Below are 12,928 nucleotides of genomic sequence, written 5' to 3' on the forward strand. Positions count from 1 at the left end.
AACAGAATATTAACAATTAATTTACTTAATTCGTATATAATAATATCGAGAACTATTATCATTTATAAAGGGGGAATCAAATTTATGAATGAAGAAAATGATATTATTATTTCTAATTCTACAATGATGTTAGAGCCTTACAAGCACCCTTATTATCAAACAAAAATGATCGACAGTAGCGGGAACCATCTTTACTCCTGTCAAACTGCTCTCCAACTCATTAAGCAATCTTGTCTAAAGAATGTTCACTCTACTTATCAAGGTAGACGGAAAGCGGTTCAAACAAACTTTAAATTCAAGCAAAATGTCCCAATTCCAATTAATCATCGAGAATATATTTGTGCTTTCCCGACAGAATCTCCTTCTTCTCCAGACTGTATATGGCTATTTTATAACCATATAGATGACATAGATTTTTTTAAAAAGAGTAAAAAAGCTAACATTCATTTTTCCAATGGTACAACTACAACCATACATATCAGTCCCCATAAGTTAAAACAACAATTATTAAAAGCCGGATACGTATTATCACGTATGAACATGCAAGATTCGCTACAATCTAAAAACCTCTTATTACACTTACTACTGTAACAGAATAAGTAGAATGGAAAGCAATATCCCTTGCCTTCCATTCTTATGATAACATTTATTCTCTTAAGCTATTTCGCATTTTCTCAAGTGCTTGCCGATACACCCATCTCACTTGATAATAAGTCATTTCCATCTCGCTAGCGATCTCCCCCATCGTCTTCCCTACAAAAAAACGTTCGAAAATAATGTACTTCTCCTTCTCATCTAATACACTCATAAAGTCCTTCGCTCTTATTTCAGCATCTTCAGACGTAAAAATCTCCTCATATTCACCTACGTAAACGTTCCTTTCTTGCAAGGCGAACTCTTTCTTTAACCTCTCTAATATATAACCTCGCACCGTTACAACTGCATATGCAGGGAAACTTCCCTTCTCCGCATCAAATCTTTCATACGCATGCCAAAGACCAATTAAACCACATTGATAATACTCTTCATAATCTTGACGAATACCTAGCTTCTTTATTTGATTTACAATCATACCTTCATATAACACAACTGCCTCTTTAAAAGTTGCTGGTTTCACACAGTACCCACTTCTAAAAGGTATACCTCTTTGTTATTCCGCCGGTACCTCCACAATATAAAAATAAAGAAGCGATTTCACTGTGAGTAATTTCAAATACTACCGCCGTAATTTGAAATTACATGAAGTAGAATTTGAAATTCTGCTGATGGTATTTGAAATAAGGGTAAAAATAAAAAAGATTCCTTCTATACATAAGAAGGAACCTCTTGTTTATACATTTTCGATTTATACTATTCTGTAGGTATACGTTTGAAGAATTTATCGATTGCATATAAACCTGTAGCTAAAATACTGCTTATAACGCCAACAAATATATACGGATTCTTATTCGGCATATATTCTACAGCTAGCAATAATACAACTAACATGAACAAAAAATTTACTAATAATTTCTTAAACATATATACCTTCTCCTTTTAACAAAAATGCAGCAATTACTTTTATAATTGCTGTATTTCTTTCTAGCGACTTAAAACATGGGTATTATTGGAACATCCCTTTTACTGCGCCAAATCCAATAGTTAAGATAAAGAATACAACCATAAGAATAGTTGCTTTCTTTTTGCTTAAACCAGCCGTAATTTGAAGACCTAACCACGTGATTACAAATCCCCAAATTGTAAATACTTCAATGCTATTTGCAATACCTTTCAAAGCACCACCACTTGAAGCGAAAACCGGTCCTAAACCAGTATACATTTCTTGACCTGATCCGCCTAACACAAATGCTAAAACGGTGTTTATTAATAAACCAATTAGTGAAATAATACTTGAATATACAGTAATCGCTAATAATTTTTTATAAGAAGTATCATTGCTCATTAACATCATTAACACTTTGTATACTGCTGCGCTAACAAAAAAACCTATCGCCATACCAATAGCGCCAAATACTACACCTGTCCCAAACGTCATTTCAGGTGAAACAGTAACACCTAAGTCCTTATTAAATTTAATTGCTTCAGGAGTTAAAGAATACACATAAGCAGCAAAACCTGCAACAAGTCCACCTAATACAGTAAGTATCCAAAACGCACCCCAAACTGCATTACTAGTCTTCATTCTCTCAAACTGTAAACCAGGAGAAGTAATCATCCCAAACAACGATGGCTTCTTCCCACCTGCATCTTGCGTATTAATATTCGTTTCCATTATAACGCCCCCTTATTTATACTGGCATATTCGGTAAGAATGCCGCAATTAACATAACAATAGCCGCTAAGAATACCGCTTTAATGATGAATAAAACGATAATTGGAATAGCTGCTTTCACTTTACTTACTCCCGCTGTAATTTGCAGTCCTAACCAAATTAAAGCAATATTCCATAAATAGAATACTTCAATCGTACTACCGATTCCATAAGCGAGTGAACCTTCTTCAAATAACATCCCTAAACTCGTATAAGACGTGAATCCATCGCCTAAACTGAAAGCTATAATAGCATTAATAAGTCTACCAATAATAACAACAACATTTGTATATACAAGGATCATTACTAGCTTTTTATAAGAAGTATCATTCCCGTAAAACATCATAAATACTTTATATATAGCTGCAATAACAAACGTTGCAAGCATAACACCTACAGTGCCCGATACAGTACCGTAAATAACTTCGGATGTAAGTGAACTCTGTCCTGCAAATTCACCACCTAATTCTTTTTGAAATTTAATCATCTCAGGTGATGTATTCATAATATATGCTTCCAAACCACTTAAAAGTCCTTGTAGCAACGCAACTAGGAAGAACATACCCCAAACTTTCTCGCTCGTCTTCATTCTCTCAAACTGTAAGCCTGGAGAAGTAATCATCCCCAATAATGATGGCTTCTCTCCGCCAACTTTTTGTGTATTCAAATTCGCTTCCACTATAACGCCTCCTTCTATGTATATAACCCGTTCTAGTGGGTGGTTCACTTCCTCATATGAGGCTACGAACCGCCCACTAGAACGGTAATGTGTAGTTCTACTACACTATTAATTACTCATAACGTAATGCTTCAATTGGGTCTAATTTCGCAGCTTTGTTTGCTGGAATTAATCCAAAAATAATACCAAGTGTCATAGAGAATAGTACGCCTCCAACGACAACTTCCCACGAAACAAGTGGTGGCCATTTCGCAAATGTGGAAACGATATATGCCCCGCCATATCCAAGACCAATTCCGATTAAGCCACCTAGAAGCGTTAACATAACTGCTTCAATTAAAAACTGTAATAAAATTTTACTACGCGTTGCTCCAAGTGCTTTACGGATTCCAATTTCGCGCGTACGTTCCGTTACGGATACAAGCATAATATTCATAACACCGATACCACCAACGACTAATGAAATACCCGCAATACCGCCGATGATCATCGTCATAATGTTAGTAACTTTAGAAACACCTTCTTGGAATTCTTTTAAGTTTACTAATTCATATTTACCTGGAATTTCGCTTGGCTTACGACTATTTAATATATCGACAGCTTGTTTCCCCGCGGTTTCTAAATTGTCTACATTTTTAGATTGAATTGCGATACTTTGAATTTCATCTGTTCCGTATAAAACAGGCCATAACGTAATCGGAATTAACCCTTCTTCCATTTCAAATCCCATAAACTCATTATCAGATGTATACACACCGACAATTTGCATCGGTTGTCCTTTCATCTCAATAATTTGTCCTACTGGATTTACGTCCTTAAATAACGTCTCTTCTGTTTTTGTACTAATCATCACAACATTATTTGCATGAGAAATATCTGATTCGTTTAAAGTACGTCCCTTTACAACCTTTACTTTATGAACCGCAAAATATTCATTATCAAGACCAATTACATTCAGATTTGCTTTTTTATCATTTACATCAAGCACCTCTGAATTCTGGTTTGTCGTAATAACATGTGAAACATCTTTCACTTGTTTTACTTCCAAAATATCCTCTTCCGTTAACTTTGGTATTTCAAATCCACCTATAGCAAACTCATCATTCATATCTGGTTGAAACTGAATTGGCATAAGGTTATTACCAGAACCAGCGATTTTCGACTTCAGCATCGCTTCCCCGCCTTGCCCAATTGCAACGACAGTAATAATCGAACCTACTCCGATAATAATACCGAGCATCGTAAGAGCTGAACGCAGTTTATGAGCTAAAATAGAAGATAGAGCGATTTTTATACTATCTAGTAAACTCATACCGCACACCTTCTATCTTCTGTAATTTTCCCGTCTCGCAGTACAATGCGGCGGGAAGAATACGCTGCTACTTCTTCTTCATGCGTAACCATAACAATCGTTGTACCTTCTGCATTAAGCTTCGTGAAAATATTCATAACTTGCTCACCAGACTTCGTATCAAGCGCACCAGTTGGTTCATCGGCCATAATGAACGTTGGATTATTCGCAATCGATCTTGCAATCGCTACACGCTGCTTCTGTCCACCTGATAACTCGTTCGGTAAATGGTGAACTCTGTCTGACAAACCGACTTTACCAAGCGCTTCCAGAGCTCTTTGACGACGTTCTGCTTTCTTCACGCCACCGTATACGAGCGGAAGTTCAACATTTTCTACCGCTGAAAGACGCGGAAGCAAATTAAAGTGCTGAAACACAAAACCAATATATTCATTACGAATTAAAGCAAGCTTTGACTCATCTGCTGTTAAGATATTCACATCATTCAGCATATATTCGCCTTCTGTTGGACGATCCAAACAACCGATAATATTCATAAGCGTTGATTTACCAGAACCAGATGGTCCCATAATCGAAACGAACTCACCGCTTTGAATCGTTACACTAATATCATGCAAGATCGGCACTGCCAACTTCCCTTGATAATACGTTTTAGAAATATTATTTAACGTAATCATTTCTCTTTCACTTCCATTCCGTCATACACGTTGTCGGAAGGATTCTTTACCACCTTTTGCCCCACTTTTGCGCCTTCAACAATCTCTGTCCAATCTCCATCAGTAGAACCTTTTTTCACATTTTGTTTACGAAGCTTTCCTTCCTCTTCAATATAAACAAATGCATCGTCGCCTTCTTCTACAATGCTCTTAGTTGGAACAGCAATCATCGTCTTATTCTCTAAATTTACTTGCAGGGAAACATGATAACCTGGAGATAGACCATCTTGCGTATCAAGACTTGCTTTATATGTATATTGAGACATATTTTGCGTCGCTTCACCCATACCACCTGCTTGAGCCATCTCTGCACTCGTTGGGAACTCACTTACCTCTGTAATCTTACCTGTCCACTTCTTCTTATTATTTGCTTTCGCAGTAACAGTAAATGTTTGATCTGGTTGAATTTGTGACTTCTGAAGCTCAGTTAACGTTCCTTGAACTTGGAATGGATCTTTAGACGCCACTTGTAAAAATGCTTTCCCTTGACCACCTAATGCTTGAGAAGAACTTTGCGCCGCATCTTTATCTAACTTTTGAACGACACCAGCAAAATTACTATAAACCGTAAGTTCTTTCTGCTTTTTACTTAACTCTTCTTTTTGCAACTTTCCTTTTTCTTTCTCAAGATCAGTTGTCTTTTGTGCCATCTCTAACTCACTTACTTGCTCTTCCATCGGATCTGTTATTTCTTTCCCAGCTCCGCTGTCTTTCGCCTTCTTGATTTCTTTCTTCAGCGAATCAATCTTCTTTTTACCTTGATCATAACGCATATCCGCCATCTTCTGATCAAGCTCAGCTTGCTTCATTTGAAGATTCATTTCTTCATTATCATAAGAGAATAACTTCGTGCCTTTTTCTACCTCTTGTCCTTCTTTCACAACAATTTCTTTCACTTTTCCTTTAGTCGGATCAGCATAGAAACTTTCAATATTTGCAGGTTTCACCTGTCCCGCAATTAACTTCGTATTATTAAGCTTTCGCTCCGTTACCTTCTCAAAACTCACAGCATCAGCCGTTGTTGCTGCGCCCTTCTTCTTCCCTTGCATTACAAAAATATTAACTGCCGCTACAATAACAATTAGTGCAATAACTCCCATGATAATCCATTTCTTCTTCTTGTTTGGAGTACGAACCGTATTTGGTACCATTTTCTCGCTCCCTTTATAACTTAATAGTTTAATATAAAAATTGTATAAAACTTTCTGAAAACAAATTACATATTATTACATTCTTTTTACAAAGTTTTACACATCCATTTATATTGTAACAAAAATTCCAATGATTAGAAATATGACATATTGTCTTTTAAGATAGATTTAAGGAAAGGTTATATTAATATAAGAAAAGCTATCCAAAATGATAATTGGATAGCTTTTCAAACAAAATATTACGCTACTTTAGTTTTTTTCCCCTCATGCCCACGTTGAACGATGAACAAGAAGATTGTTGATAAAATTGCACCTGTTAATAGTAAGATGAAGCAACCGTCCCAGCCAGAACGATCAACAATAACACCGATTGCTGCGTTTGCTACAAGACTTCCGCCTACATAACCGAACAGACCACACATACCAACTGTCGTACCTACCGCAAATTTCGGTACTAATTCCATCGCACTTAAACCGATTAAAAACTGTGGTACATAAATTAAACAACCGATAATAGAAACTGCAATACTTACAACAAGTATGCTAGTTGCTTGCCAATATACAAACGTACCAATAACAACTCCGACCATACTAATGATACATAATGGCATACGTTTTCCTTTAAATAATTTATCACTTAAAAGACCAACGATTAATGAACTTGGAATTGCCATACCTTCAAAGATTGCGTACGCCGCATGTGCTTCATTTTTTGAGAAACCTTTAACTGTCGTTAAATAAAGTGGAACCCAGTTAATAACGCCGAAACGAATTAAATAAACAAATGCATTCGCAATACATAAGAACCATACAAATTTATTTTTCACTACATACTTCATCAAAATTTCTTTTGGTGACATCTTGTTAGCATGATCTGCTTTTTCAAGATTCTCATAGTCATTACGATACTCATCAATTGGAGGAAGACCTTCTGATTCTGGTGTATCCTTCGCATTAATCCAAACAAGAACGGAAATTACCATTGCGATAATCGCTGGGAAAATAAACACGCCGCCTTGCCAATGGTTTTCACCAAAAATAGCTACCCCAATTCCAACAAGTGGTGGTACAAGCATTCCGCCAACGTTATGTGAAATATTCCAAATACCTGTTTTCGTACCGCGTTCTTTCTTCGAGAACCATTTCGTCATAACGATACTACAAGGTGGTGCTCCCATACCTTGTACAATGCCGTTTAGAACAAGTAGTGTAACAATCATTCCAAATGACGATGCAAAACCGAAACAAATATTTACAAGCCCTGATAAGAATAAACCGACTGCGATAAAGCGCTGGGCGAAAGCTTTATCTGACAAATTCCCCATAAAGAACTTACTAAATCCATAAACAATTGCCATGATTGAACCTAGCAGTCCAATTTCAGCTGTACTAAATCCATATTCTTGTACTAAATACGTACTTGATAACGTAAAGTTACTACGAACTAAATAATAAGCAGCATACCCAACTGAAATTCCCATCAATACACGAATACGTAATAATTTGTATACTCGATCAATCATATCTGCTGGCAATCTCTCAATTGCAGGTGCTGGCTTAAGCCATTTAAACATATATTTTCGTCTCCTTTTCTCACTTCTGAGAGAGACGCTGTCTATTCCATATCTCGATTATTCCGCTATTTGATATATTTTGGTTTGTTCTTCTAACCGGCTGTCCTTCTATTTCTTTCTCATTCTTCGCAAACATCGTTGGTACGCCAAACGAAACTTTTTCTAAAATGTGACCCGCTTCTTCTGATAAACAATAATTAATAAATAAATCCGAAATAATACCATTCGGTGCACGTTTTAGTTTCGAAATCGCATTAACAGATAATCCTGTTTGCTCAGGTATAATACTTACAATTGGAAAGCCTTGTTTTTGAAGCATTCTCTGGTCTCCCATGAAATTGATGCCTATCATATACTCACCGCTCGCAACAAGTTCTGCCGGTATATAACCATTCACCGTTACTTCACCAACTTGCCCTGCAAGGTTCTTCACATATTCCTTCGCTTCCTCTTCACCTACAGTATCAATAAGTGATTGAAAAAACGTATATGCTGTTCCTGATACATTCGGATCTGGCATAACAATCTGTCCCTTATATACTGGATTTAATAAATCTTGCCACCTTGATGGATAAGGAAGTCCGAGCAGTGCTATTTCTTCATTCCACCGCTCTTTATTGATTGCAATTGCCAGTTTCTCCACTTCATAACCGTACCAATAACCGTCTTTATCTTTAACAGTTTTGGAAATACGGTTCGCATGCTGACTCGCAACAGGAATAGATAGATTTTTTTGTTTCATCATTTGATGCGCATCTACCGTACCACCAATAATAATATCCGCTTTCGGATTTCCAGCTTCCTCTTCTACTCTCCGAAGAAGCTCTTCTGTCGAAAGACGAATAAATTCATACGTACAGCCGCGTGGTTTACAAAATGATGAAAGCAAAGCTTCACCAACTTCCTCGCGTGCTGCTACATACGCAACAAGATGACGATCATCCAAAATAGGGAGACCACTTTTATTATATTTAATAGAGGTTGTATCTCGAGAGCAACTAGACATCGCTCCTCCAATTACTAGCAAAAAGAAGAAAAAGGCTATCTTTCTCATGACACATTCTCCTTTACAAACAACTCTGCTAGGGAGCCCTTCATATACATGACATTCCCGTTATTATCACCGAGATATTGCACAACAAAGTACGATGGATACACAGAAATAGTTAGAATATCCTCCCGCTCATTCTTTACACGCTTCCCTGTTTTATAAGCTGTAATATAAGCAATCGGTTCATTCTGTGATTGTAATAATTTCTGTATTTCTCCGTAATCCGTAATTTGCTTTGCATACCGAACCGAATCAAGTATGTGCGTAACATTCATCGCACGTTCTACATCACCTTGGCGTACTATAACATCCTGTGCTGACGCAAAAAAATCACTAATACGCTCTGGTGTGTAATACAGGCTTAACAAATACGTTTGGAATGCTGAAATCATTGGATCCGTACCATTCTTTCCGTACATATCAGCCCCGTACTGGAACAAGTCACCTACTGCAAAAGTACGTTTATGTCCATTCAAGTACGTTACTTCTCCAGTAAATACTTGTTCTTGATCCTTAGCCTCTCTCGGTTCTATTTGAATTCGGTCAAAGAATGAAACAATCGTATGCAAACGAACTTCATCCGTTATAACGATTTCTCCCCACTTTTCATGCCTAACCTTCATTTCAGTAGGCAGGGATTCATTCACTCTTTGTAAAACAGTTTGTTTGTCATTCACTATTGTGATTCGGTTGTATATTTGCTTCTCCATCACATAAAACAAAATAAGAGAAACAATTATACAAAGAACAAACATAAGAATTTGAAATGATAGCCTTTTCATTTCTGCCTACCTCCAAGATAAAAAAACGTTGTTTCGAAAATACCGCATAATTGTTTCATAAATGTATCATTTAACCGCTTTCAAGTTTTTTATGTCTTCCATCCGTCTCGGAAGTAAGAATGTAATAAATATTGTAGTCCCTATTTCTTCACTACTCTCGATCCGCATACTTCCGCCCTGCTTATTCATAATCTCCTGACAAATATACAAACCGTAACCATTCCCGTAACTAGAAGGCAGCACCTTCCCGCTTGATGATTCATTCCACTCTGCAAGCACACTTTCATCTATACCAATGCCATCATCATGAACAAAAACCTTTGCTTCACGTTCATTTACAATTACATTCATACGAATTTGCGTAGCGTCGCTATATTTTATCGCATTATCCAGCACGTTTAAGAAAATCTGTTTCGTCTTATCAAAATCTGCAACAACATGTACATCTGTTAACTCATTTATCACTTCAATCTCAAATTTCTGCAGGCGAGGTTTCACAATTGAAACTGCTTCTTCTGCTAATTCCTTTATATTCACAACTGTAGGTGACACTTCAAACGTACTCGTCCCGTACTTTGAAGACTTAAGTAATTCCTCTACAAGTGATAATAAACGCTCACTTTCTACAGCTACATATCGCAGGCTCTCCTGTACATCTTCCTGCGCCTTTAACTTCGGAATTAAATCCACATAGCCAATAATTGCAGTTAGCGGTGTTTTTAGCTCATGCGTAATACGGTCTAAGAAATCTTTCTGCTTCTCTTTCTCCTCTTTCAATTGCTTAATATGCAGCTCAATTCCATCGGCCATCGCATTAAAAGATGCTGAAAGCTGAGCAATTTCTACATATTCATTTAGCTCAATCTTACTTTTATAATCACCATTCGCAAGCCGATGCGCCATTTGTCTTAACTGATCGATTGGCTTATGAAGAGACTTTGCCAAACGAATTGCAAAGAAAATACCAGCAGCTACTAGACAAAGTGATGTCATTAAGAACGTCCAGCCAACATTTGTTAAAACTTCCTTCTCACCCGTTAACTCATTTATAAAACGAACACTTCCAATGACATCGTTTCCATAATAAACTGGGCTTGAAAACAAAAGAATTGGAGCTGGGTCTCCCTCTTCAAAAACATAAGATTTCTTCCCCTTCAAAGAGCTCTCAATATCAATATTCCGATGAAGAAGTGCTCCCTTTTGCGTATCGGCAACAACATCTCCATTCTTCCCAATCATCTGTACACGGACACCCATGCGCTTCGCTAAATACGAAGCAATTAAAAGTGAATTCGGACCGAGCGTCTCGACCTCTGCTTCCTTCTCTAAATAATTCATCGTATAAATTTGTGCTTCTACACTTAACTTCTCTAAAGAATTTGCCGCGTTATGATACATATTCTTTTCTAACGTAATATACACAACTGCATACAAAAGAACAAAAATCGGGATTAACAGTCCAACTATTCCAAACACCATATTTCTTTTTAAAGACATACCATCACCACTTAACAATCCAGTTTATAGCCGACGCCATAAATTGTCTTAATATATTCCCCGCTATTCCCTAACTTCTTCCGCAATCTTTGCACCATAATATCAACCGCTCTCGTATTTCCGATATACTCAAATCCCCATACTTTCTCAAGTAACTCATCTCTCATAAACACACGCTGCGGATTTGAAACAAACAACTGACATAAATTAAACTCTCGGTACGTTAACTGAATTTCTTCTCCACTAACATGTACTTTTCTTTCCTTAGGACAAATCGTTATCTCTCCCGCCCCGATTACTTCATGACTTACAGTGACATCTTCCTTCTTCACACGCCGCGTCATATTCTTGACACGAAGAATCAGCTCTGCATAATTAAATGGCTTCGTCACATAATCATCTGCACCAAGCTGCAAACCAAGCAATTTATCATTCATCTGACTCTTCGCAGTTAACATGAGTACTGGAATATCTCTATCCTTCTCACGGAACAAACGAAGCAGCTCATACCCATCTATATCTGGAAGCATAACATCTAAAATCAAAACATCCGGTCCTTCATTCCATTTCTCTAAAGCTTCTCTTCCATCAGCTGCTGTCAATACTTCATACCTTTCCATCTCCAACTGCATCCGAATCAAATTACGAATGCTCGATTCATCATCAACTACAAGTATTTTCATTATTCTCCTCCTTCCATCACGTATTATAGTACAGTTTAGTATAGCAAAAATCCTATAAAAAAAGAGAGGGTATTGTCGAACATATGTTGAACGACAATACCCTCTCTTTCACTTATTATATTTTATTTATCATACCCATTAGGTTTCTTCTGATGCCAATTCCAGGCATGCTCAATGATTGTCTTCACATTTACATACTGCGGATCCCAGCCTAACTTCTCTTTCGCTTTCTGAGAAGAAGCAACTAAACGTGCTGGATCTCCCGCACGGCGCGGTGCTACCTCAGCAGGAATTTCATGATTTGTAACTTCGCGAACTGCATCAACGATTTCTTTCACGCTGAAACCATTACCATTTCCTAAGTTATAGAAATCACTCTCTCCGCCGTTCTGCAAGTCTTTAAGACCTAAGAAGTGAGCTGCCACTAAATCTTCAACATGAATATAATCACGGATACAAGTACCATCTGGTGTATTATAATCATCACCAAACATCATAATCTTCTCGCGTTGCCCTAATGCCACTTGCAATACAAGAGGAATTAAATGCGTCTCTGGACGGTGATCTTCCCCAATAATACCATTTGGAGTTGCACCAGCCACGTTAAAGTATCTGAAAATCTTATAACGTAAATTAGAAGCTTGGCTATACCAATGAAGCATCTTCTCGATTGCTAACTTCGTTTCTCCATATGTATTCGTTGGATTTGTCATCGTTTCCTCAGTAATAAGATCTACATCTACCTCACCATACGTTGCCGCAGTAGAAGAGAAAATAAACTTATCTACCTTAAACTCATCCATTACCTCTAATAAACAAAGTGCACCATACACATTGTTATTATAATATTGAAGAGGCTTCTCCATACTAACTCCAACTAAAGAATCAGCTGCGAAATGCATAACTGCCTCAATATTTTCTTGTGTAAAAACATCTCTTAAAAACGCTTTATCACGAAGGTCTCCATTATAAAACTTCGCGCCTTCCGTAATCGCATCTTCATGACCCGTTTGTAAGTTATCTACTACTACAACAGATAAACCTTCGTCTACTAATTTTTTCACAGCGTGAGAACCGATATAACCGGCTCCGCCGCAGATTAAGATTGAATTCATTGTCTTCCTCCTACATATATTAGGATTTCTTACTCACTTACTTATTATAAAAGGTAT

The 12,928-nt window shown here is 37.2% G+C and carries 14 protein-coding genes; 1 reads left to right on the forward strand and 13 read right to left on the reverse strand.

Annotated features, from left to right (window positions below):
• Positions 1-84: 84 nt before the first annotated feature.
• The gene (locus ACTFOB_RS20720; RefSeq protein ID WP_440028663.1) at positions 85-591 is read left to right on the forward strand and encodes a competence protein ComK; all 507 of its coding nucleotides are present in this window, start codon (positions 85-87) and stop codon (positions 589-591) included.
• 55 nt (positions 592-646) lie between these two features.
• On the opposite strand, the gene ACTFOB_RS20725 is transcribed toward ACTFOB_RS20720, so the two are convergent.
• From ACTFOB_RS20725 to galE, 13 genes are all read right to left on the reverse strand, one after another.
• The gene (locus ACTFOB_RS20725; protein ID WP_440028661.1) at positions 647-1,117 is read right to left on the reverse strand and encodes a sigma-70 family RNA polymerase sigma factor; all 471 of its coding nucleotides are present in this window, start codon (positions 1,115-1,117) and stop codon (positions 647-649) included.
• Positions 1,118-1,350: 233 nt separating this feature from the next.
• On the reverse strand, positions 1,351-1,521 hold the full coding sequence (locus tag ACTFOB_RS20730; RefSeq protein ID WP_440028659.1) for a hypothetical protein: 171 nt from the start codon (positions 1,519-1,521) through the stop codon (positions 1,351-1,353).
• A gap of 82 nt (positions 1,522-1,603) precedes the next feature.
• Complete coding sequence (locus tag ACTFOB_RS20735; protein WP_440028657.1) at positions 1,604-2,272, reverse strand: Yip1 family protein; 669 nt, start codon at positions 2,270-2,272, stop codon at positions 1,604-1,606.
• A gap of 16 nt (positions 2,273-2,288) precedes the next feature.
• Entirely contained in the window at positions 2,289-2,990 is a 702-nt protein-coding gene (locus ACTFOB_RS20740; RefSeq protein ID WP_440028655.1) for a Yip1 family protein, read from the reverse strand.
• Between the two features lie 112 nt (positions 2,991-3,102).
• Positions 3,103-4,302 carry an ABC transporter permease gene (locus ACTFOB_RS20745; protein WP_440028654.1) on the reverse strand — a complete coding sequence of 400 codons (1,200 nt, stop codon included), beginning with the start codon at positions 4,300-4,302 and terminating at the stop codon, positions 3,103-3,105.
• Positions 4,299-4,979, reverse strand: a complete 681-nt coding sequence (locus ACTFOB_RS20750; protein WP_440028651.1) for an ABC transporter ATP-binding protein — start codon at positions 4,977-4,979, stop codon at positions 4,299-4,301. The genes ACTFOB_RS20745 and ACTFOB_RS20750 overlap by 4 nt, the downstream gene beginning before the upstream one ends.
• Positions 4,976-6,169: an efflux RND transporter periplasmic adaptor subunit gene (locus ACTFOB_RS20755; RefSeq protein ID WP_440028649.1), complete on the reverse strand. Its 1,194-nt coding sequence runs from the start codon at positions 6,167-6,169 to the stop codon at positions 4,976-4,978. Before ACTFOB_RS20755 ends, ACTFOB_RS20750 begins: the two co-directional genes overlap by 4 nt.
• 239 nt (positions 6,170-6,408) lie before the next feature.
• Complete coding sequence (locus ACTFOB_RS20760) at positions 6,409-7,743, reverse strand: MFS transporter (protein ID WP_440028646.1); 1,335 nt, start codon at positions 7,741-7,743, stop codon at positions 6,409-6,411.
• 19 nt (positions 7,744-7,762) lie between these two features.
• The gene (locus ACTFOB_RS20765) at positions 7,763-8,797 is read right to left on the reverse strand and encodes an ABC transporter substrate-binding protein (RefSeq protein ID WP_440028644.1); all 1,035 of its coding nucleotides are present in this window, start codon (positions 8,795-8,797) and stop codon (positions 7,763-7,765) included.
• Positions 8,794-9,576: a DUF3919 family protein gene (locus tag ACTFOB_RS20770; RefSeq protein WP_440028642.1), complete on the reverse strand. Its 783-nt coding sequence runs from the start codon at positions 9,574-9,576 to the stop codon at positions 8,794-8,796. The genes ACTFOB_RS20765 and ACTFOB_RS20770 overlap by 4 nt, the downstream gene beginning before the upstream one ends.
• Positions 9,577-9,642: 66 nt before the next feature.
• The gene (locus ACTFOB_RS20775; protein ID WP_440028640.1) at positions 9,643-11,073 is read right to left on the reverse strand and encodes a HAMP domain-containing sensor histidine kinase; all 1,431 of its coding nucleotides are present in this window, start codon (positions 11,071-11,073) and stop codon (positions 9,643-9,645) included.
• Between the two features lie 11 nt (positions 11,074-11,084).
• Complete coding sequence (locus ACTFOB_RS20780; protein ID WP_440028637.1) at positions 11,085-11,756, reverse strand: response regulator transcription factor; 672 nt, start codon at positions 11,754-11,756, stop codon at positions 11,085-11,087.
• Positions 11,757-11,878: 122 nt separating this feature from the next.
• On the reverse strand, positions 11,879-12,871 hold the full coding sequence (galE, locus tag ACTFOB_RS20785) for a UDP-glucose 4-epimerase GalE (RefSeq protein WP_001084646.1): 993 nt from the start codon (positions 12,869-12,871) through the stop codon (positions 11,879-11,881).
• Positions 12,872-12,928 lie beyond the last annotated feature (57 nt).

The sequence above is a fragment of the Bacillus cereus group sp. MYBK79-1 genome (assembly GCF_051915365.1).
Taxonomy (GTDB): Bacteria; Bacillota; Bacilli; order Bacillales; family Bacillaceae_G; genus Bacillus_A.